Source organism: Bacillus nitratireducens, from assembly GCF_036320425.1.
Taxonomy (GTDB): domain Bacteria; phylum Bacillota; class Bacilli; order Bacillales; family Bacillaceae_G; genus Bacillus_A; species Bacillus_A nitratireducens.
Genome location: NZ_JAUMJO010000002.1, coordinates 754,723 through 778,029 on the forward strand (window position 1 = coordinate 754,723; position 23,307 = coordinate 778,029).

The window sequence follows — 23,307 nt, forward strand, 5'->3', positions numbered from 1 at the left end:
ATCTTTCTATGTGTTAAGACGTTCTGCAATGGGACTCGTTATATCAATAAAGTAAAAAAGATTTGTGAAAGACTTTTGTAACATTTGCGAAAGAAAAATGAAAGACTTGTGAGATATTATGAAATCAATCTTACTAGTAGATGTTTAAACACGTATAGGAAATATGGAGGAAAACTAAGATGAAAAAATTAAAGCCAATAATTGGTGCAGTAAGTAGTTTAACTATGGCATTGACGATAACATCCCCTGCTTTAGCTGAAACAAAGCCTGAACAAGAGGGGAAAGTGGAAACCTTTAAAGAGGATACGAATTTAAAAGAAGGACAGAATATAATCTATGGTGATTCTGGGAAAAAGGGAATCATGATTATGGAAAAGCCTCAGGAAAATAATGATTGGGATGAGGATGGTATTCCTAATGATGTGGAAGAAAAAGGATTTAAAATTGTATTTAATGAAAAGACAGGGAAACATGAAGCTCAGTTATATGACCTAGTGCAAGACTTTGGGAAAAAGAGATTTATAACAAATCCTAAGAGTGCAAACTCAGATGGAGACCCTTTTACAGATAGCTATGAAGTGGAGCATTATGATAGTGATTCTGATATAGATTTTAACCCGATGATTGCGAATGTACCCAATCTACAAATTGCTGTAAAACGTATCGATATTACTCCTGTTGCTAGTATTACAGATTCAAATGGTGAGTCACGTACTAATACTTGGGAAAAAAGTTTATCTGTACAACATTCTTTTAATGTTGGCTTAGCTGGTGAAGGTGGTGCTGAAGGTTCAGCAGCTGGTCCTGTACCATCGGGTAAGGGATCGATAAACGTAGGGTATGGTTATTCCAATACAAAAACAGAAACTGAAAGCATCTCTAATAGTTTTGACTGGTCGACAGCAACCACTGTTGATTCATCTAAAGCCGCAAATGTGAGACTTCATCTAGAATATAAAAATACGGGTACTGCGTCTGCTGGGGATGTTTCACCCCACTTTAACATTCGATTAGGAAATAAAATTATTAATACTGTAAAGGCAACACAAGATCGTTATAAAGCAAACTTGTTAACTACAGCAAAAGGTGGAAACAATAAAACTGAAATTCTAATGGATAGTATAGAAGGGCAAGCGGATGTGAAAATTTCCCTAACACTGGATGAATTAAAAGCAGTAGAACAGGGGGCACCACTGTCTATTGAAGTCTTGCCTACTAGTACGATGAATGTGTATACAATGAAAGATGGTCAATTTGTAAATTTAGGAGATTGGTCGCATTTTGCATCAAATGTAAATGCTTCTACTACATTAGTAGAAACAAACTACGGTCCTATGCCAAAATATAGAGTCTATACACCAAGAACTGGCAAGGAAAAACCTGCTAACATTAATCATAATCTATCACTAGACGAATTCTTTGCACATACTGGGATAGCTGATAAAGGTTGGGTAGCGAATTATGTAGTAAATGGTCGTCTAAACGAGGAGCGAGAGCGTTATGGTCCAAATCGGACTCTTTTAGAACGAGGTAAGAACCTTGGTTTCTTTGATAATCGTGCACTACGGCCAACTCTATCATATAGTAGTTATGATTATAGTAAGAAAAAGATTTATGCATCGGTTATACCAGGGATATTTAATTTGAGTGATGAAATATTTGTTACGGTTCGTAATAAAAAAGGTGAGAGCCAAAAGGTAACTTTAGTTCGAAATCAGAATTCAAATGTGTATGAATCTAAAGAAAATGAACCTGTAGACATAGCAGTAAACCGTGCATCTCTTGGAGGATATCAGGCAAAGTTTGAGCTTCTTGATGCAAAAGAAAATAAAATAGAAGTCTTCACGCCTCTTGTTTCAAATAAAAGCTATCTAGAAGCTCTTGATAAATTAGTAGTAGATAATTCCGGAGAACCTATAGTTGAAGGTAAAAAATACTATTTGAAGTCAACTGTTGGTTTTTATGATGGTGTAAAGGAATCTTGGTCTGCCGGTACTATAAATCAATCAATTAACGGAAGATATGTACACTTTTCACTTAAGGGGAATAATTGGGATGGATTGAGACTAGGTCCTATCCAACAAGCAATACATGGACCAGACATTCAAGCAACACCAGTATTGATTGAAAGAAAAGGAAAATCTAAACCTGAAGAACCATTCAAAAAAGATGAAGAAGTATTTCTTAAGTTTACGAATAGTAGCCATAATAATTACCAGTATTTAAACTTTGGAAACGGTTATGATTATAGCTGGTTAGATACTGAACATAATAGATCTGCTATTAAATTAGACAAAATCCTTAATCAGAAGAGCTTCTATATAAAATCTGATTCTAATTATATAACATCTAGAGAAAATCAGTGGACTAGTTCTGTTGCAGATAATGGTATTGCCCCGCTTGTAGGTGCTGGTGAGCGTGTTTTAAAATCTGAGCATACAACTTCACCAGGTAATTATCACCAATGGGAATTAGAAAGTAGTAAGTAAAGAATGATGCGGTATATTTTCTTTTTATATAGAAGTATATAAGGTTGTAAAGATATCCGATCTTTCTGTTGGAGATATCAATCTTCTCGTTTCGGGTTATTTGCCTGATGGATATGTAGCGAAACCTAGGACGATAATACCTAAAATAATATAAGTAGTATTATAATTTAAGATGAATGCATAAAAAGAGACACTATCAAGAGTGTCTCTTTTTAGCAGCCGAATCTGCTGCAACTAGCTCCAACTATGATTAATAAGATAAAGAGCACAACTAGTAAGGTGAATCCGCCACCAAAATCACAGCCTCTACCGCAACTACCACCATATCCCATAATACTTCCTCCTTTACGTAAGAGGGGAAAACATTGTGTCACTCTTTTGTTTTAATGGATTTACGTTACTTTATATTTTTTAATGACGAATGAGCAGGTCCTTTGAGAAATGATTAAAGAAACAAATGTGTAGGAACAAAGTTAGCGAAACGAAAAGGAGTTTACAGAGGAGAGATAGTTTAGGTTTTGTTGAATGAAAGTGCGATAAAATAGTTTATTATTTAATAGAGGGATTTGGAAAAAAGTCCTTTAAATTTCAATTATATTGAATTTATGTTTTTAGTTACTAATATAACAATGGATTGTATTCGATTCGCATATAACGATCTGCCAGAAAAAGTAATTGTATTTTTCAGATAAATGAATTATTATAAAATAAGCAATTTTACAATTTTGCGAAGGTTTGAAAATGAAGAAGCTTTTACGACTTAATAAGAAGGAAAGAACAACTTTTAAGTGCGCTAAAAATGATACTCGCTTCATCATTTTCAGACCAAAGAAGAATTAGGGTACACCATCTTACTTTAAATGCGGCTATGAATCATCTAAGAGGGGGAAATGAAGTGGCAAACAAAGAATTGAAAAGGGGCTTAGAAGCACGTCATATTCAAATGATCGCTTTAGGCGGAACGATTGGTGTTGGTTTGTTTATGGGGTCAGCCAGCACGATTAAATGGACAGGTCCGTCAGTAATGCTTGCCTATGCGATTGCAGGTATTTTTATCTTCTTCATTATGCGTGCCATGGGAGAAATGTTGTATATGGAGCCAAGTACAGGTTCATTTGCGACATTTGGTCACAAGTACATTCATCCGCTAGCTGGTTATATGACAGCGTGGAGTAACTGGTTCCAGTGGGTTATCGTTGGGATGTCAGAGATTATCGCAGTTGGAGCGTATATGAACTATTGGTTCCCAGATTTACCAGCTTGGATACCTGGTATTATCGCAATGGTCATTCTTGGTGCTGCCAACTTAATTTCGGTTAAGTCGTTTGGTGAATTTGAATTTTGGTTTGCGATGATTAAAATCGTTACGATTTTATTAATGATTATTGCCGGATTCGGTCTCATTTTCTTCGGAATTGGGAACGGAGGAGAAGCAATTGGTATATCTAATCTATGGAAAAATGGTGGTTTCTTCACAGGTGGTTTTTCAGGATTCTTCTTTGCCTTATCACTTGTAGTTGGAGCATATCAAGGTGTGGAATTAATCGGGATTACTGCTGGTGAAGCGAAAAATCCGAAGAAGACACTTACAAGAGCAATTCAAAGTACAATTTGGCGTATTCTAATTTTCTATATTGGTGCTATTTTCGTTATTGTAACTGTTTATCCTTGGGATCAATTAAGTTCAATTGGTAGTCCGTTCGTAGCAACTTTTGCGAAAGTTGGTATTACAGCAGCTGCGGGACTTATTAACTTCGTTGTTATTACAGCAGCAATGTCTGGTTGTAACAGTGGTATTTATAGTGCTGGGCGTATGCTTTATACATTAGGTGTAAATGGACAAGCACCGAAATACTTTACGAAGATTTCTAGTAATGGTGTACCTTTATTCGGTACAGTTGGTGTAATTATCGGTTTAGCGGTTGGTGTTGTTTTAAGTTATATCGCTCCCAAAAACTTATTCGTATATGTATATAGTGCGAGTGTACTTCCTGGTATGGTACCATGGTTTGTCATTTTAATTAGTCAAATTAATTTTAGAAAAGAAAAAGGAGCAGCGATGAAAGATCATCCATTCAAAATGCCATTTGCTCCTGTTACAAACTATTTAACAATTGCCTTTTTAATTATGGTATTAATCGGTATGTGGTTTAACGATGATACTCGTATTTCACTAATTGTAGGTATTGTTTTCTTAGCTATCGTAACAATTAGTTTCTATGCTTTCGGAATAGGGAAGAGAGCGCCGTTAGACGCTCAAGATGATCAAGGGATTTCAAGTAAATAAAGGTAAAAAAGGCCGATTTCATATTTAGAAATCGGCCTTTTTTATTAAAACTTTTCTAATACAATTTTCCCAATTGTACGTCCACTCTCAAGCAATGCATGTGCTTTTTTAAGGTTTTCTGCATGTATTGGTGTTAACGTGTCGTTTAAAGTTGTATGAAGGATACCTTCATCTAATAGCTCACTCACTTTATTTAATAGTTCGTGCTGCGTAATCATATCACCAGTTTCATACATCGCTTTTGTGAACATAAACTCCCAAACGAATGTAGCACTTTTACTTTTTAAAATCCCCATTTCAAGAGGGTGTTCATTTTCTACGATAGAGCAAATTTTTCCTTGTGGTTTAATGAGGTCACATATTGCTTGCCAATGTTGATCTGTATTGTTTAAGCAGAAGATATAATCTACATCTTTTAGCCCAAACTCTAATAGTTGATCTTGTAAAGGTTGGTGATGGTTAACTATATAATCGGCACCGAATTTTTCAACCCAGTGTATCGTTTCATTGCGGGATGCAGTTGTGATTACATTCAGTCCAGCCCATTTTGCTAATTGAATAGCAATCGAGCCAACACCACCAGCTCCGCCAATAATTAAAATGTTTTTGAATGTATTTGTATCTTTCTTATTATAATCAATTCCTAAACGTTCAAATAAACCTTCCCATGCTGTAATAGCTGTTAAAGGAATTGCTGCAGATTCAGCATCACTTAACGTTTTTGGTTTTTTACCAACAATTCTTTCATCAACTAAATGGTATTCACTATATGTACCTTGTCTCGTAATGCTTCCAGCGTAAAACACTTCGTCGCCTTCTTTAAATAACGTACAACCTTCGCCCGTTTGTACAACAACACCACTAGCGTCCCAGCCAAGTATTTTCGCTACATCTTCTTTTTTATCTTTCGGAGAGCGAACTTTTGTATCAACCGGATTAACGGAAATAGCGTTAATTTTAACGAGTATATCTCTTCCTGTAGCAACAGGTCTTTCGATTTCAATATCAATTAAACTGTTTTCTTCTTCAATAGGTAAGTATTCATGTAAACCAATTGCTTTCATTTCTATTCCCTCCATTAAAGTAAGAGTCATTTACTCTTTTATTATAGATGGTGAAATGCCATTATGTAAAAAAGTACACTCTTTTTTATTTATGCTGGTATGAAAGTGTGGAAGGAGTTTGTTTCTAAAAAGCAGAATTTTTTACTGTGTTACTTTATCCAAAACTAAATGTAAAGGTGGATACATAATGACAGTAAAGAAACTTTATTTCGTCCCTGCAGGTCGTTGTATGTTAGATCATTCTTCTGTTAATAGTACATTAACATCAGGAAAATTATTAGACTTACCGGTATGGTGTTATCTTTTGGAGACAGAAGAGGGGCCTATTTTAGTAGATACAGGTATGCCAGAAAGTGCAGTTAATAATGAAAACTTTTTTGAAGGGACATTTGTAGAAGGACAGATTTTACCGAAAATGACTGAAGAAGATAGAATCGTCAATATTTTAAAACGTGTAGGGTATGAGCCGGAAGACCTTCTATATATTATTAGTTCTCACTTACATTTTGATCATGCAGGAGGAAACGGTGCTTTTACAAATACACCGATTATTGTGCAGCGAGCGGAATATGAGGCAGCACTTCATAGAGAAGAATATATGAAAGAATGTATATTACCGAATTTAAACTACAAAATCATTGAAGGGGATTATGAAGTTGTGCCAGGTGTTCAACTATTGCATACACCAGGCCATACTCCAGGGCATCAATCGTTATTAATTGAGACAGAAAAATCCGGTCCTGTATTATTAACGATTGATGCATCTTATACGAAAGAGAATTTTGAAGATGAAGTGCCGTTTGCTGGATTTGATTCAGAATTAGCCTTATCTTCAATTAAACGTTTAAAAGAAGTTGTGAGGAAAGAGAAACCGATAGTTTTCTTTGGACATGATATAGAACAGGAAAAGGGATGTAAAGTGTTCCCGGAATATATATAGTGCAAAAAGTCATGAGCTTACATGCTCATGACTTTTTCGTTTAAATGACTTTTTTAAACAGGTTATAAACTTTCTTGGAACTGTCTTCATTTAATTGATAGTACGTAAGGTTTACATCATCAGGAGTATCTTGCTGAGCAATCATCACTTCACTACTGTGATGATCAACTACCCAGATAAAATATTTTTTATAAGTCCCATCCTCGAAAGTAATCCACATATCACAATCTATTAAATCTGAACCTTCTTCATCTAATGTTAATTTGCCTTTTTTGGCGGTATTCATACTGTTAATAAACGTTTTTAATTCATCTGTTTTTGTGAGAAAGATATCTTTTTTTGTTTTAATTGACTCGACATGTATATCTTTTATTTCCTGTTTTCCTAAAAAAACAGGGGGCTCATTTGGATCTCTTTGAGTTGAAATGATAGTAGCTTTCTTCTTTGGTTTATTTGCTGTATAGAAATCTTGAATAGATTTCCCTGAGTTTAAAAACCAGACGATACCAAAAATAATCAATGCGCTACCTAGCAGTAAAATGATTTTCTTAATAGAATATTCTCCTCTCTATCACTTCGTATGAAGAGCTTTTCTATTAATATATGATAGGGAAGCGTAAAGTATTATAGTTGAACTTGGTTATTCTGCACAGTTTTAACAGGGCGATCTACGAGTAAATTGTAAGTGAGACCAATTAGTACGAAAATGCCACCGATAACTTTGCCCATTGAGAGTTCTTGTGACAAGATGAAATCAATGATAGTCCCCGCAAATAATTGCCCGATAAAGATGAGTAACGTTAAATAAAATGCTGATATTTTAGGAGTAATATAGTTCGATAATGAGATGACGATAACGCCTACTAATCCGCCTAAGTACACAGCGATAGGTATAGATTGTAACGTCTGCATCGGAATATACAATGAATCTGAACTGAAAATTAAAAATAACATAGAGAAAAATAATCCAGTAATATAATTAAAAAACGTGCCTTCCCAATTTCCAATTTTCGCTGCTAAATTCGCGTTAATAATTCTAGCAACAACGATAGAAACACCGGCTAAAATAGAGATAGTAATATATAACATTTTCTTGCCTCCATTAATAAATTGTCATGATTATAATTCCGGAAGAGATGAAACATAATCCAATTAGTTTTTTCTTTTCAAACTTTGCAACTTTCATTCCTAATAAGCCGAAATGATCAATAACGATGGAAGCAATGGATTGACCAAGTAAACTTAATGCGATCGTAATAGAGGCACCAAGGACGGAGAAACTTATATTATTAAAAAGAACAGTGAATACCCCAATTGCCCCAGCACTATATAAAAAAAGTGGAATACTTTTATCGAAGCGGATTTTATTTTTGTTTATAATTAAAACGAAAATAACTGCAATTAAACCGACAAGGTGAATGACAACGCTCGCTGTATACTTGCCAATTAACTCAGATAAAATCCCATTCAATGGAAGCATAACGGCGATGAGCACACCAATAAAGACAGAAAGAAAGTTATACAATGTAATATCCCCTTTAAATTTCATATTTGTAATGACTGTATCATGCTGAAATTGTGTATTACTATGACATATGTCATAGTGGAAGAAGAAAATTTTATTTACAATGGGGATGAGTTGTAAAGGTGGGGGAATATGAAGAAAGTATGTAATTTTAATAAATTAGCAGAGTATATGAAACAAAATAATATTGACTCCTTTTTTAGTAATGATATGAAACCGTATATGGAACTCATATTTTTTAAAAAGAACGAGTTTATTTGTAGAGAAAATGAAGAGATAGATTATTTATTTTTCTTCGTTGAAGGAAAAGCGAAAGCGTTTAATACATTAAGTAACGGGAAGTCTGTATTATTATGTTTTTATGATAGCTTGCAGCTGTTAGGAGATGTGGAGTTAATTCATTCTCAAAAGACTGCTTCAAACGTACAAGTGATGGCAGATTCATATTGTGTTGGTTTACCTTTAGGGAAAGTGAGAAATCAATTATTTCATGATGCGAAATTTTTACGATGTATTTGCGGATCATTAGCACATAAGTTAAATCGACTTTCAAAAAATAGTACAATTAATTTACTATATCCACTTGAAAATAGACTGGCGAGTTATATGTTAGCAGCGGGGGAACGAGCGGTGCAGCACGGAAATAGAATTGTATTTAGTGGGAATTTAACGGAAACAGCTGAATTGTTAGGAACGAGTTATCGGCACCTATTACGTACATTAAATATTTTTTGTGATAAAGAGATAATAAAAAAGAACAATGGTTGCTTTGAAGTAGTGAATGTGGATGTTTTGAGGGAATTGGCGGCAGATGTTTATAAATAGGAGGAGAGTATGAATGATTACACCTATATTTAGAATTTTTGATATTGAAAAAGCAAAGCTATTTTACTTAGATTTTTTAGGATTTAAACTGGATTGGGAACATCGGTATGAGGAACATATGCCATTATATATGCAAATTTCGTTACATGATGCTGTAATACATTTATCAGAACATCATGGGGATGCTTCGCCAGGTGGTGCGATTCGTATGGAAATAGAAGATTTAAAAAGTTACTATACTATTTTATCAAGTAAAGATTATGCTTATGCAAAACCTGATATAGAGAGAACACCGTGGGATACAATGGAATTAACTGTGATTGATCCATTTTTAAATAGAATTATATTTTATGAGGAGAAGGTTTAGGATTAGAATTACTAAGCGTTTATTAGATTGGACTCGTGAGTTAATGGCTTGGCGAATAAAATAATGAACTACTATTGGAGATAGGGGGCAAAAAAATAGATCAGTAGCAACAACTACTGATCATCCATATGTACATGAATTAGGAGAGGTCAAACATTTATTAACTTTATTATAATAGATTTTTACAAGAATAAAAACTGAAAATTCCAATTTTGTGTTGAGAAAGTTTTTTGTATCGAAATATATGAAAGAATAGGAATTTTTATTAAAAGAAAAAATGATATTTATATTTTAGTAAATTATGATATAGTCTAAAAAAGAGTATTATCCATAAATGTAATTATTTTCATTTTAATTTCATTTATGTGAGGGAAGGAGAAGTAATTATGAAGTTTGATGATCAACGCTTACTAGGAGTGCGATTAGGATCGATACTCGTAACAGAAGAAAATCAATATTTAGTAATTAAGAAAAAAGATCATTATGCACTATTAAACATACATAATTTAGAATGCACACATGTCGAAGTGCAGTTAGAACATATTGAAGAACTGTTGCATGAAGATTTCCAAGAAAGTATAACGGAGATTATCGCACCAGAACACATAAAAATTGTTGCGAAAAATGTTATATAAAGAAAGAAGCTGGAAAGAACAGCTTCTTTCTTTTCATTATAAGTATAACGTTTTTAAAACCTCGCCAATAATCCCTTCCATTTGATGAACACCTAAGTCAGCGTTCGTCATAATAACAGCACCATTACCTCGGTAGGGATAGCATACCATCATACATTGAAATCCAACGCCCCATCCCAGTGAATAAATTTGTAAGTCTTTATTAGAATCATCTAGAAAAACACCTAGTCCAGTCCATTTTGAGCAACCTTGAGGAGAAATCATGTCTTGTACTATTTTTTGAGAAAGTTTTAGTTTGCTATTTCCTTGTAAGGAATGAATGAGTCCGAGTACTAAAGTTGATAAGTCAGTTGGTGTTGTCCAAACGCCTGAAGCTGCTGCGAATGGATAAAATGGATACTTTTCATTTGTAACGGTGCCATCTTTATTATGTCCACAAGCAAATGTATCTAATTTATTTATATCTTTAGTAGAGAATACCTTACTATTTTTCAGCTGGAGTGGTTGAAAGATATATTCTTCAAGTAAAAGGTTGAATGGTGTTCCAGTTATATCTTCAAGTAGTAGTTCGATAATGCAAAAGTTTGCGTCAGAGTAGTGAAATTCGCTTTCTGGTTTATAAGTTACCTCTATAGGCACGGGGCAATATAGTGTTTTACCGGCAAGGACCTCATCCATTTTAGGTAGTCCTTGTACAAGTGTATAATGTTCAAAACTATTAGGAGGATCAATCATCCCAGATTGGTGACTTAATAAGTTTCGTAACGTGACTTTTTTCTGTGAAGTAAATAGATTGGTAGGGATGTTCCAAGATGTGAGTCTATCATTTACGTCTTCATCTAAATGTACGATTCCTTGATCTGATAACGTTAGTACGAGCATTGAAGTGATGAATTTACTAATAGAACAAGAATTGAATATAGAATCCGTAGTGACAGTTCTAGTTGTTCCAAATTCAAGTGTTCCGAAAGCAGCGACTTCGTCTAGTGTGCCATCACGTATAATGGCAAGGCTTAATCCTGCAACGGAATATTGGTTCATTTTCTCATATATATTGTTGTTTTTTAAGTTCATGGTGACTCCTTTCTTCTAAAAGACAGAATATTAGTTTTATTATACAGTAATAAATAGAGAGAAGGAGAGCAAAAGAAAAAACTTCATCTTTTATCGATGAAGTTTTTTTAGTTAATTCGAAGTGAATCCTTTAAAAAATTTATCTCGGTACATGTACATAAGCCATGAGGTTGTTAGTAAGGAAATAATGATTTGTTTGTTTTTAATTGGTGCATTGAAAACAAGCCAGCCAACGATATCAAATAATAAATGTAGTGCAATTGAAAGAACTACAAATTGTAGTAACGTCTTAAAAAATCTTTTCATAAAGTGTCCCCCTAAAATAAAAGGTTTTATCCCGCATTAACGGGCAGTAAAACGCCCACCTCAAAATTCGACTGGGGCAAAGAAGTTAGGTGGGAGTCGGGCTGCCCGTAAATGCCCGATTGGTTCAACTAATAATCAGTGGGGGATGAACAAAACACCCACTGATTAAAGTTTCACTATATCAACAGTGTTGTATATCGCTATTATACATTAAATGTGTTTGATGGTAAAATTTACATAAGTTAGTGAATTAAAACAAATGAAAGCTAATGAGGAGGAATAGTCATGGAATTTTGGATGATCATACCGATAGCGATCTTTGGGTTTATTTATATCGTTGAAAAATTAAATAAAATCGAAAAGAAAACGGATGCGCGTTTAAAGCGGATGGAAGATAGATTACAGCTAATTACGAAAGAAATGGGAATTATAGATAGAGAACCTGAGATTAATAAAGCTGAGATTAACAAAGAATTACGTCAGCTTATGGAGGAGGGAAGAAAAGTTAAGGCAATTAAGAGAGTAAGAGAAGCTTTTGGGTTTTCCTTACTAGAAGCGAAGCAATATGTTGATAAATTATAAAAAAGATCATCCATTTGGGTGATCTTTTTTCACTGCACCATACGTGTATTTACATAAGCTGCTATTATAACGTGGCCAATAATAATGATAGGAAATACGATTTTTGCATTAGGGGTAGTGAAGACACTACCAATTGTGGCGATAACACCGGCGGTTAAATTATAAAGACCAACTATCTTCGATAACTTAACTTTATCTGACACACGGCGTTCATTGAAACCTGATAAGAGCCAAGTGTATTGTTTTACTCCGATGAAATAAGCTAATGCAAATGAAATGATTGCTAGTATGAATAATGATGGGGAAGCGAAGAGAGTCATTGAAAACACCTCCGTTAATGGACTATAAATAAATTATAGTATGAATGTTATAATTTAACAAAATACAATTTTGATTTTAAGTTTATTAAAAATGAGATATTTACGATGAAGGGAGATTACATATGAATATTTCGGAATTTCAGCAATATGTATCGAGTTTCAGTAAAGAAAAAGGGTTTCAAGATACAACCATTGAAGAGCGTACGATGTATACGATGGCGGAATTGGGTGAATTAGCGGAAGTTATATTAAAGCGTGGTAAAATACAAGATTCGAAAAGAGAGATTGGTTTAGAAATGTTTGATGTAATTTGGAATGTATGTGATTTAGCAAACAAGTTAGAAATTGATTTAGAGAAGGCATTCGAAGAAAAAATGATAATTAATAAAAAACGTGAATGGTAAAAGGAAATTTAAAAAGCGTACAAAATTTTGTACGCTTTTTATTAATTGTATGAAAAATATGTAAGAAAAATGGAACAAACTGTTAAGGTCAATTGTCTAATATAGGTAATAACTATTTAGTTTGAAAGAAAGGGTGGAGAAAATGAAAAATACATTATTAAAATTAGGGGTATGTGTTAGTTTACTAGGAACAACTCAATTTGTTAGTGCAATTTCTTCTGTGAAAGCGGAACAAAAGCTAGAGCAAAAAGTAATAAAGAATGAGACAGGAACTATTTCAATTTCTCAGTTAAACAAAAATGTATGGATTCATACTGAGTTAGGTTATTTTAACGGAGAAGCAGTTCCTTCGAACGGTCTAGTTCTTACTACTTCTAAAGGGTTAGTACTTGTCGATTCTTCTTGGGATGATAAGTTAACGAAGGAATTAATAGAGATGGTAGAAAAGAAATTTAAGAAGCGCGTAACGGATGTTATTATTACACATGCGCATGCTGATCGAATTGGCGGAATAAAAACGTTGAAAGAAAGAGGCATTAAAGCGCATAGTACAGCACTAACTGCAGAACTAGCAAAGAAAAATGGATATGAAGAGCCACTTGGAGACTTACAAACAATTACGAATTTGAAGTTTGGAAATATGAAAGTAGAAGCATTCTATCCAGGGAAAGGACATACAGAAGATAATATCGTTGTATGGTTACCGCAATACAACATTTTAGCTGGAGGCTGTTTAGTGAAATCTACGGAAGCTAAAGATTTAGGAAACGTTGCTGATGCCTATGTAAATGAATGGTCCACATCGATTGAAAATGTGCTGAAGCGATATGGAAATATAAATGCAGTAGTGCCTGGTCATGGAGAAGTAGGGGACAGAGGATTACTTTTACATACATTGGATTTGTTGAAATAAGAAACTGCGGGAATATAAAAACGAGGAGAAACAATTTTCTCCTCGCTTTCTTCTAGCTATATTTAAATGCGAAGCCCGCATACGTTACTGAGATTTTAATTCCAAGTATACAAATACCAGTACCGTCATAATTGCTATAACAACGTAAGTAGCATCAAGCATTATAAGTGTTTTTAAAGTTTCAGTCATCCTCATTCACCCCTGGTATAAAAATATAACATAATCTCTTATCAATTAAATCAGAGATTATAAAGATAACAATGTACATGAAATTTCTTAAGTAGTTCTATATAAATATATCATATAAATAATGTAAGTAATGTTAAGATAGTGTAAATGCATTGTAAAGAAAGAGGGGGCTCATCATGTTTATAAATCTTTTTGTTTGTAAATACTATGTATCTCTCAAGTGCCAGGTAGAAAACAGTTATAACATGTGAAAAAAACTTACTTTGACACATCAATCACGATGCTAGTTGTTACTACATTTTCCTCTATTACTTCTACCTGTACTTGTTCATCGTTTCTCCAATTGATATTGAAGTTGTCTGTCGTATACATTTCCTTAAGAGTGACCTCTTTATATTTTTCTAAAATGCTACCTCTTTTCCCATAATAGATTCTTACAGTTGAAGTGGGGCTTGGTCCTTTTGATTTTATTGTTTCTCTAAACTCGATAATATTTATTAAATTTGGAGATTCACTTTTTTGAAAGGTAAAGGAACTGACCACTTTTTGTACCTTCTTAAAAACAGGACCATTGGATTTATTTGATATGTTAAATTCCACAACTTCAGGTACGGATTCTTTTTCTCGTAGCGTTATCGTTGCCTCATAATCATTTTTCCAATATATAGAAACGTCTGAGGAATCGAGACGTTCCCCGTCATTTGCAATACTTGTGTCAAAATGTTCCCATAAGCCGCATTTAATTCTGACGGGAGTGGGACCAAGAGAAGAGTCTGAATCTAGTTTCACTACTTTAATCGTATTTTTATTATTTGGAGAATGACTTTTTTTAAGTGTAATGTCCTGTAAATACAAAATGTAAGACAAACAGCCTACTACTAAAATAATTGGAATTACGATACGTAAGGCAGTAATGGGACGTCTCCGTGTCGCTTTTTTCTTAGTGCTTTTACTATTTTGTTCAAGTTCTTTTTCAATACTCGTTTGAACCGTTACTTTTGGCGGGCGAATAAGCCACCAAATGAAAGCTATAAGTAGTAAGCAAAGAGGTATTCCTTGAATAAAGAAAAAACCTTTCCAAAAATCTAGTCTCGTACTATACGGTGAATCTGTTGCCATCACCCCTATAAAAAGTGCCATCGGACTTGCAAGTATATTTATCCCTAAACCGATCAATACGAATGAAAGATTTTTATTCCTAATTTTTCGTGATCCAGCCATAATAAACAGAAATACTGCAATACCGAGTATAAGAAACAGTATTCCGTAATAAAACATCATATATACCATATTATCCGATACGATAAATTTAACTAAATCTATACAATTCAATCAAATTTACACAAGTTAGTGCTTCATCGTGTTCTCGCAACCCCGAAGGGACGAGGGGTATAACACTCCACACGAGGCAGTATCGTTACCTCACATTATCAAGCTTTTATTTTACCCATCTTGATAAATTTATCGACGCATTTATATCCCTATCGTGATGGCTATTGCATGGAACACAACACCACTCACGTATTTTTAAACTCCACTGTCCTTCTGGTTGAACTGAATGGTCGTATTTCACTCCGCAACATGAACAAATCTTACTTGAGGCGAACCATTTATCAGCTTTTACATACTCAATGCCGTACTTCTCACACTTGTATGATAAACATTGAAAGAAGAAGTTTAATTTTTGAAATGAAAATGCTTTCGATAGTTTTTTGTTTTTTAACAGGTTTGAGATAGGTAAGTCTTCCACAACAATCCTCATTGGTTTGGTTTTCACCAATTTAGCTGTTGCTTGATGGATATGGTTATTTCGGATATTCGTAATTTTCCTAGATAACCGAAGGTGCTCAGTTTTAGCTTTTTCATATCCGGCAGATTGAAATTCCACACCTTTTTTTAATCTCCTAGACATATCTCTTTGCGCTAACTTTTTCCTTTTCAAAAGTTTTTTAACCTTAGCATCTTTGTTTATATTTCGTTCTTTCATACCATTAGAAGCTACAAACAGCTCTTTTAAACCAACATCCACACCAATCGACTCATTGGTTAGTGCTTGTAATTCAAAGTCTTCTTGGAATCCTACACTAATCCACCAGTGACGACCGTCAAATGTAACTCTTGGATTGGATGGTTTTTTGTTTCTTGGTAGTTGTTGGCTTGTTTTCACTTCTCCAATGGACTGAATATGAACTACTTTCTTTCCTATAATCAGTCTTTCATAATTGGCATAAAATCCTTGAATTAAATCTTTTTTTGATTTATAAGAAGTGTGAGAACCATTTTTGTACTTTTTGAACGAATTTTTCCTCGCCTTATCAAAATCTTTTGAAGCCTGTTTAGGAACTTGTGCGTTGATGTTATTTAACCACTCATATCTCTTTCGCTTCTTAATTTTTGTAAATCGTTTCTGTAAAGCTAACTGTGAAACAGATTTTCCAAATAGCTTATAGTATCTATCACTCATTCTTTTACAATAGTTATAAGCGAATCTTGCAGCACCAGCATGGTTTCTAAGCACTTGTTCTTGTTCAGGCGTTGGAATCAGTCTGACTTTCTTCGCCAATATCATCAGAATTTAACTCCTTTAATGAAAGATTTGTTCTTCTGAATAGTAGCGTGTTCCACCAGCATTCTCCTTAGACTACTCGGATGCAAACCTGTTAATTCTGATACTTGACTAACTCGTGAAAATTTCATTATTATTCTCACCTCATTGAACCAAACATAGCGCATATGTTCGATATTTTCAATGAAGTTTGATAGATTCAATAAAATTTATCTTGTTCAACTAAGGGCGCAATTCCTTAGCCAGTTCTCTTATGAACTTCTCATGTTTTCACATGAGCGCAGACTATATGTTTATCTCTTTAGAGATAGAGGATTTTTCCATCACCATAGGCTTGTGATGTACTCTCGTCAGTTACACGAGATAGTCGTTGAACGTTCATCTTATCCATTTTGACTTAGATGATTCGAGGCGGAAGACCCATTGTTCTAGTGTTTAGGATTTAACCTTGCACCATCTGATTGATTTTTTCTGCTTTCGCGACATTCACGCTCGCTATTTTTAGCCACGTTGTAGTTCAATCAGCTTTAGGGATTGCCCGCAGTTAACCCTCACTACTAGCCAATCACTTGACTAGCAGGGCTTACTGATATATTTAATTAACTTTCGTTTTAATTGGTTAAATAAATCGTAACAGTTAGTTACCCTCCATAAATTTAATTGTACCATCAGTAAGGGAAATTTTGTGAAATGTTAGATGAATATGATATTTGTATTCCTTAACAGTACGCCGATATATGATGCAAATAAATAATGATTTGCAAATATGAACATTAGAAGACAGTAACAATATTATGTCAACAATGTGAACTGTCACAAATTTTTATATATTATTGTGATTGATATCACATCCCTTTTCCTCAATGGGTATTATGCTTAGGTTGTAAGGAATGATTGGGAGAGGGTGGGATGATCATGTTTTGTTATCAATGTGAACAAACGCCAACAGGCGGATGTAAAGTAATAGGTGTTTGCGGTAAAAATGAAACAATTGCAAGTTTACAAGATACGATTGTATTTGGATTAAAAGGAATTGCAGCTTATCGTACGCATGCTGCTCAGCTAGGGTATACCGATGCATTTGTAGATGCTACAACGCAAGAAGCACTGTACATGACATTAACAAATTCTAATTTTAATGAACAAGAACATATTGATATGGCTATGAAAGTAGGGAAATCAGCTTTACGAGTAATGGAGTTATTAGATGAGGCGCATACGAATCACTTTGGTGTTCCAGAGCCTGTTCAAATTACGCAAAACCATGTAGAAGGTAAAGCAATTGTAGTTACTGGTCATAATTTATTTGCGTTAGAAGAGTTATTAAAGCAAACAGAAGGAAAAGAAATTAATATTTATACGCATTCTGAAATGTTACCAGCACACGGTTATCCGCAGCTGAAAAAATATAAACATTTAAAAGGAAATATTGGTAAGGCATGGTATGATCAACGACGTCTTTTCGAAAAATTTACAGGTGCCATATTAGCGACAACGAACTGTGTTATGCCAATTAAAGGATCATACTCTGATCGATTCTTTTCATATGATATTGCAGGTCTAGAGGGTGTACAAAAAATTGAAAATGATGATTTTGCACCATTGATTGAAAAAGCGCTAGAACTTCCAGAAGTACATATGGAATCGGATGAGCAGTTAGTAACAGGTTTCCATCACGATACAGTATTATCATTAGCTCCGGAAATTATTGATGCAGTAAAGGAAGGCAAAATAAAACGTTTCTTTGTCATCGCAGGTTGTGATGCACCAGGAAAAGGCGGGGAATATTATCGTGAATTGGCAACGTCACTTCCGCCAGAAACAGTTATTTTAACGACTTCTTGCGGGAAATTCCGTTTTAATGATGTGAGTTATGGTGTTGTACCTGGTACAGAGATTCCGCGTTACATTGACTTAGGGCAATGCAATAATTCAATTTCAACAGTGAAAATAGCGGCCGCTTTAGCAGATGCATTTGAATGCGAAGTGAACGAATTGCCAGTTAGTATTGTCCTATCCTGGTTTGAACAAAAAGCGGTTGCGATTTTACTTGGACTATTTAGTCTTGGGATTCAAGATATTCGCATCGGTCCAAAGGCGCCTGAATTTATTTCACCTGGCGTGCTTGATGTATTACAAGAAACATTCGGTTTGAAACTGATTACAAATGCAGCGGAAGATATGGAAATGATGTTATCGTAACAAAAGGATGATCTGTCTTATTAATAAGAAGATCTAGCCGTATTCATTAACTTCGGTATAGTATAGCGCCCCAAAACAAAAATGTAGAATTTTTGTTTTGGGGTATTTTCTTTTCTTAGCGGGATAGGTATGTGACGTAATTTCTTTAAAAAGAAAATCGGCAGTATCTAATAGGGAATAGTTGATTTTAGAAAAATATAAAAATCGAGTTGACATTTACAACTACTCAGTCATACAATGTAGTTGTAATAGGTGATACTGAGTAGTGTTGTTTCTCAAAATGTTTTCAGTAAACAATAGGTAATAGCGGATTTTAGAAAAAAATTGAAAATCAGTTGACATCCATCGCTACTTAGTCATACAATGTAGTTGTAATAAGTAATACTGAATAGTGTGGTTTTACTCAAAAGCTATTCAGTAAAAATTCGCCTTAGTACTCTGTGATACTGAATATAAGTCAGACAGAATAGGGGGTAAAGGAGGATCAGGACATGGAAAATTTAACTGAAATGCTAAAAGGTTCACTGGAAGGGTGTGTGCTGGAAATCATTAGTCGCCGTGAAACGTATGGCTATGAGATTACCCGCCACCTGAATGATCTTGGGTTTACCGAAGTTGTGGAAGGGACGGTTTATACTATCCTCGTACGATTAGAAAAGAAAAAGCTTGTGAATATTGAAAAGAAGCCATCAGATATGGGACCGCCTCGTAAGTTTTATTCATTAAATGAGGATGGCCGTCAGGAGCTTGAATTGTTTTGGAAAAAATGGGATTTTGTTTCTTCAAAAATTAACGTCTTGAAGTCAAACTAGCCTCATAATATAAAATGTTCCGGATCATATTTGGAGAGTTTCTTGTTCTGCTTTATAAAAAAGGAGGAAAATAAGATGTTGGAAATGTTCAAAAAATTAATTGGTGATAAAAAAGAGTACAAAATGATGATGGCACGTGTTGGAGCACTGCCAGAGGACTATCAGTTTGTGTTTAAGAAAATTCAAAACTACATGTGGAATTTCTCAGCGGGTAATGGGATGGATATGCTGCACATACAGTATGAATTAATCGATTTGTTTGAAGCCGGTGCAGCGGAAGGCAGACAAGTGCTTGACATTACTGGGGAGGACGTAGCATCCTTTGCTGACGAACTAGTGGCAAACGCTAAAACGTATGTCTCTAAGTATCGTGAAGATTTGAATGAAAGCATCATGAAGAAATTGAGAAAAAAATAAATGCAATTAGTAATACCGACTGATTAGCTGGTTACAAATGTGAATTGCCGCCATCGCTATTCAGTTCTATTTTTACACCACTACTAAGTAATACAGATTATCAGTGATACTAAATAGAGGTCGTAAGTATTTTATCTTTGCAAATTATTTTAATAAGGGGGAAAAAGTATGAGCAATGCAGCGATTTCGGTAAAAGGGTTAAAAAAATCCTTTAAAGACAAGGAAGTATTAAAAGGGGTGGATTTTGAGGTGCAGCGTGGCGAAATTTTCGCACTGCTGGGCTCAAATGGAGCGGGCAAGACGACGACGGTGAACATACTCTCGACGCTGATGAAGCAAGATGGCGGTGAAGTAGGTATTTGCGGTTTTGACGTCCAGCGTCAACCGGATCATGTTCGTCAAAGCATCAGCCTGACAGGACAGTTCGCAGCTTTAGACGGCATGCTCACTGGGAGAGAAAACTTAATAATGATCGCCAAGTTGCGTGGAGTTTCTAGTCCTGCTCAAGTCGCTGATAATTTACTTGCAAGATTTAGCCTGACCGATGCAGCCAACCAGAGGGCAGATCAGTATTCAGGTGGGATGAAGCGCCGTCTTGATATCGCTATGAGCTTGATCGGGATGCCAGCAGTCATTTTTCTCGACGAACCAACGACAGGGCTTGACCCTGAAGCGCGGATTGAAGTGTGGGATACAGTCAAGGAACTTGCCGGCGGCGGCACAACGATCTTGCTCACGACTCAGTACTTGGAGGAAGCAGAACAACTAGCGGACCGTATTGCGATCTTGCATGGCGGAAAAATCATTACGACTGGTACTCTTACTGAACTGAAAGAGATGTTCCCACCAGCAAAAGTGGAGTATATCGAGAAGCAGCCGACATTGGAAGAAATTTTCCTTGCGATCATCGGCAAAAAGGAGGAGATGTAAATGAAAAGCAAAACAGGGGTATTACTAGGGCGCTTAATGCGCAACATCATGCGCAGTCCGGATACGATTATTACGGTAGCGATTACACCGATTATGATGATGCTGTTGTTTGTTGACGTATTTGGTGGGGCTATAAAGACAGGAACTGATAACTACGTCAATTATTTATTGCCGGGAATCTTGCTAATGGCTATCGCATCCGGTGTGGCTTACACTTCTGTGCGGTTGTTTACGGATGTAAAGAGTGGACTGATGGCACGTTTCATTACGATGCCCATCAAGCGCTCGTCGGTATTATGGGCTCACGTATTAACATCACTTGTTGCTAATGTGCTTACTATCGTGGTGGTTATCCTTGTTGCACTCTTAATGGGATTCCGTTCCAGTGCTAATATTCTCGATTGGCTCGCAGTAGCTGGAATACTCGGGATGTTTACGCTGGCGCTGACGTGGTTGGCTGTCATTCCCGGGTTGACGGCGAAGTCTATGGAAGGGGCGACAGCCTATTCGTACCCACTAATTTTTCTGCCCTTTATTAGTTCAGCCTTTGTTCCTACTGAAACTATGCCAAAAATTGTTCGTGCATTCGCTGAGAACCAGCCTGTGACATCAATCGTGAATGCGATTCGTGCCCTCTTATATGAAGGGTCTGTTGGCAACGATATTTGGATTGCACTTGCTTGGTGTGTGGGCATTATGGTTATCGCTTACTTCTTCGCAGGTAAAGCATTTAAACGTCAGTTAGGGTAAGTGCACCATCGGTTCTCTATGGAAACTAAACTTTCCGGAAAAATATATGTGGGAAAATGGATTTAAATCATATGATTCTTAGTTATTGCTATAATTATTGGTATTCTTACTGGTTACGCAGTTGGTACGTAAGTAGGTTCAGACGTTGAGAAAAATCAGCCTGAGAGAGTTAAATGGGAAGAGATAATGTTTTGACTGCAATTCTAATCGTCATAAAATCAATGTACAAAATGCCTCTATAAAAGAGAAGAAAGGGTCCTGACTAATCAGGATCCTTTTTTATAGTACTAGTATCAGTATATCTAAGTTTATATGGTTACTTACAAACGTTGAGGAGTGTTTGTACCAGAATCAGCTACCGCACTACATCTTGCGGAACATATACAAATTGAACAATTAGATGTACACTCATTACATGCATTTCAATTGTTCCTATTACAATCGCAAAAAAACTACGCTTCGTTATCCGATTGGAAAAGGGGTAAAGTTTGCTATTGTGATGAAAAAATTACTTCTTTGGAGATGGTGGGAGTGTATTGTTTTGAGGGAATTCGCGAAGAAAAAATAGTGCTACTATGCTAAGGTCATTCACGCGTTATAGTGCGTTAATTAAATATATGTATATACATAGTTTCTCAGAGTGATGCGATGTCAGGTGTGAGCTGTGTAACAACTAGAGGTGAGTAAAGGATGTTAACGTTTTCGTTTGAAATAGACAAGGATATTCCACAGAAGGATGAGCCGCGGTATGTTGCTTATGCAAATGGCTTTATCGAAGGGGATTTAACGATTTGTGTGGGTGACAGGGTATTTTTTCAAAAGTCATGCATGAAGGTCGCAGAGCTGGGCATTTATTTAGGACAGTGGATGGAACAAATTCAACACGGACAGAACGTACATATGAATTATGAAACGAGTGACCGTGCTGACGTAATTCTTGGTTTCTTCTATGAAGAGGACAATCAGTGGAGGGTTTCTTCCAGTTGGCAACAATTTGAACTTCAGGAGTGTATATCTACTACAACATTAGTAGAGAGCGTTCAACGCTATTTGTATGGGTTAAATAAGGAACTGCGCGCGATAGAATATCCTGTGACGTTTGATCAGTACTTAAGAGGAGAGCGAATGATGCAGCTTTCTTACAAACGACTGTGTGATAGTAAAGCGGACACGACGTCGATAGAGGTTTACAATGGAAGCGAGCAAGTAGGCTTAGTACGGGGCTATTATAAAAATGCGCTGATGAAAGTGCTAGACTTCATTCCGAAAGTTGGTAGTAATATCATTTATGAAATCAAGGATAGTAAGGACAATATTCGCGTTATTGCAAAGGATATAAGTAGGCAGCGTCAAAGAAAGATTTTAGTAACGTACATCGATAATAATGATGCAGAGCATGAAGTAATTGTATGTGACGGAAAGTTATTGGATGCAAATTTCTTATTTACCTTTACATATAAGACAGAAGAATATGTTGTTCACAAAACTTCACTTGGGCTTGGAAAGCTATTACGAAAGGGCTATGTAATCGCAGATTGGAATATTCGTCTTGAGGAAGATATGTATTACATCGAGATGAATGTATATGATGAGGGTTATATACAAGATCAATACTTACTGTTAGGCGTATTTCATGCGATTTTGTATGGGTGATAAAGTGAAACTTTAATCAGTGGGAGTTTTACTGCCCACAAATAGCGGGATAAATGA

Annotated in this window: 25 protein-coding genes and 1 pseudogene; 16 read left to right on the top strand and 10 right to left on the bottom strand. The window is 35.4% G+C overall.

The features are described 5' to 3' along the window. Positions 1-179: 179 nt before the first annotated feature. Positions 180-2,489, top strand: a complete 2,310-nt coding sequence (locus Q3V31_RS10095) for a binary toxin-like calcium binding domain-containing protein (protein ID WP_329764991.1) — start codon at positions 180-182, stop codon at positions 2,487-2,489. A 212-nt stretch (positions 2,490-2,701) separates the two neighbouring features. Here Q3V31_RS10095 and Q3V31_RS10100 read toward each other — a convergent pair whose 3' ends face one another. Then, complete coding sequence (locus tag Q3V31_RS10100; RefSeq protein ID WP_329764992.1) at positions 2,702-2,821, bottom strand: YjcZ family sporulation protein; 120 nt, start codon at positions 2,819-2,821, stop codon at positions 2,702-2,704. A gap of 563 nt (positions 2,822-3,384) precedes the next feature. Between Q3V31_RS10100 and Q3V31_RS10105 the strand changes: the two genes are divergently transcribed. After that, the gene (locus Q3V31_RS10105; RefSeq protein WP_139265999.1) at positions 3,385-4,776 is read left to right on the top strand and encodes an amino acid permease; all 1,392 of its coding nucleotides are present in this window, start codon (positions 3,385-3,387) and stop codon (positions 4,774-4,776) included. Between the two features lie 44 nt (positions 4,777-4,820). Here Q3V31_RS10105 and Q3V31_RS10110 read toward each other — a convergent pair whose 3' ends face one another. Beyond that, positions 4,821-5,840, bottom strand: a complete 1,020-nt coding sequence (locus tag Q3V31_RS10110; RefSeq protein ID WP_090814272.1) for a zinc-binding alcohol dehydrogenase family protein — start codon at positions 5,838-5,840, stop codon at positions 4,821-4,823. Positions 5,841-6,027: 187 nt separating this feature from the next. On the opposite strand from Q3V31_RS10110, the gene aiiA reads away from it, so the two are divergent. After that, a complete protein-coding gene (gene aiiA, locus Q3V31_RS10115) occupies positions 6,028-6,780 on the top strand; it encodes a quorum-quenching N-acyl homoserine lactonase AiiA (protein WP_090814273.1) in 753 nt (250 codons plus the stop codon). 40 nt (positions 6,781-6,820) lie between these two features. On the opposite strand, the gene Q3V31_RS10120 is transcribed toward aiiA, so the two are convergent. The 3 genes from Q3V31_RS10120 to Q3V31_RS10130 form a co-directional block, all read right to left on the bottom strand. Further along, positions 6,821-7,315, bottom strand: coding sequence for a YhfM domain-containing protein (locus Q3V31_RS10120; RefSeq protein WP_139266000.1), 495 nt, complete (start codon positions 7,313-7,315; stop codon positions 6,821-6,823). 89 nt (positions 7,316-7,404) lie between these two features. Further along, complete coding sequence (locus tag Q3V31_RS10125) at positions 7,405-7,869, bottom strand: DMT family transporter (protein ID WP_090814275.1); 465 nt, start codon at positions 7,867-7,869, stop codon at positions 7,405-7,407. Positions 7,870-7,882: 13 nt separating this feature from the next. Next, positions 7,883-8,329 (bottom strand): DMT family transporter, encoded by a 447-nt coding sequence (locus Q3V31_RS10130; protein WP_139266001.1) that lies wholly within the window; start codon positions 8,327-8,329, stop codon positions 7,883-7,885. A 108-nt stretch (positions 8,330-8,437) separates the two neighbouring features. Here Q3V31_RS10130 and yeiL point away from each other — a divergent pair, with 108 nt between their 5' ends. The 3 genes from yeiL (at position 8,438) to Q3V31_RS10145 (ending at position 10,132) form a co-directional block, all read left to right on the top strand. Next, positions 8,438-9,130, top strand: coding sequence for a transcriptional regulator YeiL (yeiL, locus tag Q3V31_RS10135; protein WP_090814276.1), 693 nt, complete (start codon positions 8,438-8,440; stop codon positions 9,128-9,130). A 13-nt stretch (positions 9,131-9,143) separates the two neighbouring features. Beyond that, positions 9,144-9,497, top strand: coding sequence for a glyoxalase superfamily protein (locus Q3V31_RS10140; RefSeq protein ID WP_090814277.1), 354 nt, complete (start codon positions 9,144-9,146; stop codon positions 9,495-9,497). A gap of 386 nt (positions 9,498-9,883) precedes the next feature. Then, a complete protein-coding gene (locus tag Q3V31_RS10145; RefSeq protein ID WP_000666936.1) occupies positions 9,884-10,132 on the top strand; it encodes a hypothetical protein in 249 nt (82 codons plus the stop codon). A gap of 36 nt (positions 10,133-10,168) precedes the next feature. Here the strand turns inward: Q3V31_RS10145 and Q3V31_RS10150 are convergent, their stop codons facing one another. Both Q3V31_RS10150 and Q3V31_RS10155 read right to left on the bottom strand, forming a co-directional pair. Further along, a complete protein-coding gene (locus tag Q3V31_RS10150) occupies positions 10,169-11,206 on the bottom strand; it encodes a serine hydrolase domain-containing protein (protein ID WP_090814278.1) in 1,038 nt (345 codons plus the stop codon). A 111-nt stretch (positions 11,207-11,317) separates the two neighbouring features. Continuing rightward, a complete protein-coding gene (locus Q3V31_RS10155) occupies positions 11,318-11,512 on the bottom strand; it encodes a hypothetical protein (RefSeq protein WP_090814279.1) in 195 nt (64 codons plus the stop codon). A gap of 285 nt (positions 11,513-11,797) precedes the next feature. Between Q3V31_RS10155 and Q3V31_RS10160 the strand changes: the two genes are divergently transcribed. Next, a complete protein-coding gene (locus tag Q3V31_RS10160; RefSeq protein ID WP_090814280.1) occupies positions 11,798-12,094 on the top strand; it encodes a hypothetical protein in 297 nt (98 codons plus the stop codon). 29 nt (positions 12,095-12,123) lie between these two features. On the opposite strand, the gene Q3V31_RS10165 is transcribed toward Q3V31_RS10160, so the two are convergent. Beyond that, positions 12,124-12,414 (bottom strand): DUF3784 domain-containing protein, encoded by a 291-nt coding sequence (locus Q3V31_RS10165; RefSeq protein ID WP_012261330.1) that lies wholly within the window; start codon positions 12,412-12,414, stop codon positions 12,124-12,126. A 122-nt stretch (positions 12,415-12,536) separates the two neighbouring features. On the opposite strand from Q3V31_RS10165, the gene Q3V31_RS10170 reads away from it, so the two are divergent. Both Q3V31_RS10170 and bla2 read left to right on the top strand, forming a co-directional pair. After that, the gene (locus Q3V31_RS10170; protein WP_090814281.1) at positions 12,537-12,818 is read left to right on the top strand and encodes a MazG nucleotide pyrophosphohydrolase domain-containing protein; all 282 of its coding nucleotides are present in this window, start codon (positions 12,537-12,539) and stop codon (positions 12,816-12,818) included. Positions 12,819-12,960: 142 nt separating this feature from the next. Further along, on the top strand, positions 12,961-13,731 hold the full coding sequence (bla2, locus tag Q3V31_RS10175) for a BcII family subclass B1 metallo-beta-lactamase (protein WP_090814282.1): 771 nt from the start codon (positions 12,961-12,963) through the stop codon (positions 13,729-13,731). Between the two features lie 447 nt (positions 13,732-14,178). On the opposite strand, the gene Q3V31_RS10180 is transcribed toward bla2, so the two are convergent. Both Q3V31_RS10180 and Q3V31_RS10185 read right to left on the bottom strand, forming a co-directional pair. Further along, positions 14,179-15,210, bottom strand: coding sequence for a hypothetical protein (locus tag Q3V31_RS10180; protein ID WP_329765195.1), 1,032 nt, complete (start codon positions 15,208-15,210; stop codon positions 14,179-14,181). A gap of 148 nt (positions 15,211-15,358) precedes the next feature. Next, positions 15,359-16,489: an RNA-guided endonuclease InsQ/TnpB family protein gene (locus tag Q3V31_RS10185; RefSeq protein WP_090814283.1), complete on the bottom strand. Its 1,131-nt coding sequence runs from the start codon at positions 16,487-16,489 to the stop codon at positions 15,359-15,361. A gap of 912 nt (positions 16,490-17,401) precedes the next feature. On the opposite strand from Q3V31_RS10185, the gene hcp reads away from it, so the two are divergent. The 7 genes and pseudogenes from hcp to Q3V31_RS10220 all read left to right on the top strand — a co-directional run bounded on the left by hcp (position 17,402) and on the right by Q3V31_RS10220 (position 23,250). Then, positions 17,402-18,688 (top strand): hydroxylamine reductase, encoded by a 1,287-nt coding sequence (hcp, locus tag Q3V31_RS10190; RefSeq protein WP_329765197.1) that lies wholly within the window; start codon positions 17,402-17,404, stop codon positions 18,686-18,688. 491 nt (positions 18,689-19,179) lie between these two features. After that, on the top strand, positions 19,180-19,500 hold the full coding sequence (locus tag Q3V31_RS10195) for a PadR family transcriptional regulator (RefSeq protein ID WP_000429486.1): 321 nt from the start codon (positions 19,180-19,182) through the stop codon (positions 19,498-19,500). 75 nt (positions 19,501-19,575) lie between these two features. Next, positions 19,576-19,917, top strand: coding sequence for a DUF1048 domain-containing protein (locus tag Q3V31_RS10200; protein ID WP_000891990.1), 342 nt, complete (start codon positions 19,576-19,578; stop codon positions 19,915-19,917). A 168-nt stretch (positions 19,918-20,085) separates the two neighbouring features. Next, a complete protein-coding gene (locus tag Q3V31_RS10205; protein WP_090814285.1) occupies positions 20,086-20,847 on the top strand; it encodes an ABC transporter ATP-binding protein in 762 nt (253 codons plus the stop codon). Then, positions 20,848-21,597 carry an ABC transporter permease gene (locus tag Q3V31_RS10210; protein ID WP_329764993.1) on the top strand — a complete coding sequence of 250 codons (750 nt, stop codon included), beginning with the start codon at positions 20,848-20,850 and terminating at the stop codon, positions 21,595-21,597. 445 nt (positions 21,598-22,042) lie between these two features. After that, positions 22,043-22,165: pseudogene (locus Q3V31_RS10215) on the top strand (short-chain dehydrogenase); the annotation flags it as partial. Positions 22,166-22,287: 122 nt separating this feature from the next. Further along, positions 22,288-23,250 carry a tubby C-terminal domain-like protein gene (locus Q3V31_RS10220; protein ID WP_090814287.1) on the top strand — a complete coding sequence of 321 codons (963 nt, stop codon included), beginning with the start codon at positions 22,288-22,290 and terminating at the stop codon, positions 23,248-23,250. Positions 23,251-23,307 lie beyond the last annotated feature (57 nt).

Excerpts from the sequence above, each read along its gene's own strand:
- Q3V31_RS10095 (WP_329764991.1), top strand. The coding sequence starts at position 180 with ATGAAAAAATTAAAGCCAATAATTGGTGCAGTAAGTAGTTTAACTATG.
- Q3V31_RS10100 (WP_329764992.1), bottom strand. The coding sequence starts at position 2,821 with ATGGGATATGGTGGTAGTTGCGGTAGAGGCTGTGATTTTGGTGGCGGA.
- Q3V31_RS10110 (WP_090814272.1), bottom strand. The coding sequence starts at position 5,840 with ATGAAAGCAATTGGTTTACATGAATACTTACCTATTGAAGAAGAAAAC.
- aiiA (WP_090814273.1), top strand. The coding sequence starts at position 6,028 with ATGACAGTAAAGAAACTTTATTTCGTCCCTGCAGGTCGTTGTATGTTA.
- Q3V31_RS10125 (WP_090814275.1), bottom strand. The coding sequence starts at position 7,869 with ATGTTATATATTACTATCTCTATTTTAGCCGGTGTTTCTATCGTTGTT.
- Q3V31_RS10130 (WP_139266001.1), bottom strand. The coding sequence starts at position 8,329 with ATGAAATTTAAAGGGGATATTACATTGTATAACTTTCTTTCTGTCTTT.
- yeiL (WP_090814276.1), top strand. The coding sequence starts at position 8,438 with ATGAAGAAAGTATGTAATTTTAATAAATTAGCAGAGTATATGAAACAA.
- Q3V31_RS10140 (WP_090814277.1), top strand. The coding sequence starts at position 9,144 with ATGATTACACCTATATTTAGAATTTTTGATATTGAAAAAGCAAAGCTA.
- Q3V31_RS10145 (WP_000666936.1), top strand. The coding sequence starts at position 9,884 with ATGAAGTTTGATGATCAACGCTTACTAGGAGTGCGATTAGGATCGATA.
- Q3V31_RS10150 (WP_090814278.1), bottom strand. The coding sequence starts at position 11,206 with ATGAACTTAAAAAACAACAATATATATGAGAAAATGAACCAATATTCC.
- Q3V31_RS10155 (WP_090814279.1), bottom strand. The coding sequence starts at position 11,512 with ATGAAAAGATTTTTTAAGACGTTACTACAATTTGTAGTTCTTTCAATT.
- Q3V31_RS10160 (WP_090814280.1), top strand. The coding sequence starts at position 11,798 with ATGGAATTTTGGATGATCATACCGATAGCGATCTTTGGGTTTATTTAT.
- Q3V31_RS10165 (WP_012261330.1), bottom strand. The coding sequence starts at position 12,414 with ATGACTCTCTTCGCTTCCCCATCATTATTCATACTAGCAATCATTTCA.
- Q3V31_RS10170 (WP_090814281.1), top strand. The coding sequence starts at position 12,537 with ATGAATATTTCGGAATTTCAGCAATATGTATCGAGTTTCAGTAAAGAA.
- bla2 (WP_090814282.1), top strand. The coding sequence starts at position 12,961 with ATGAAAAATACATTATTAAAATTAGGGGTATGTGTTAGTTTACTAGGA.
- Q3V31_RS10180 (WP_329765195.1), bottom strand. The coding sequence starts at position 15,210 with ATGGTATATATGATGTTTTATTACGGAATACTGTTTCTTATACTCGGT.
- Q3V31_RS10185 (WP_090814283.1), bottom strand. The coding sequence starts at position 16,489 with ATGATATTGGCGAAGAAAGTCAGACTGATTCCAACGCCTGAACAAGAA.
- hcp (WP_329765197.1), top strand. The coding sequence starts at position 17,402 with ATGTTTTGTTATCAATGTGAACAAACGCCAACAGGCGGATGTAAAGTA.
- Q3V31_RS10195 (WP_000429486.1), top strand. The coding sequence starts at position 19,180 with ATGGAAAATTTAACTGAAATGCTAAAAGGTTCACTGGAAGGGTGTGTG.
- Q3V31_RS10200 (WP_000891990.1), top strand. The coding sequence starts at position 19,576 with ATGTTGGAAATGTTCAAAAAATTAATTGGTGATAAAAAAGAGTACAAA.
- Q3V31_RS10205 (WP_090814285.1), top strand. The coding sequence starts at position 20,086 with ATGAGCAATGCAGCGATTTCGGTAAAAGGGTTAAAAAAATCCTTTAAA.
- Q3V31_RS10210 (WP_329764993.1), top strand. The coding sequence starts at position 20,848 with ATGAAAAGCAAAACAGGGGTATTACTAGGGCGCTTAATGCGCAACATC.
- Q3V31_RS10220 (WP_090814287.1), top strand. The coding sequence starts at position 22,288 with ATGTTAACGTTTTCGTTTGAAATAGACAAGGATATTCCACAGAAGGAT.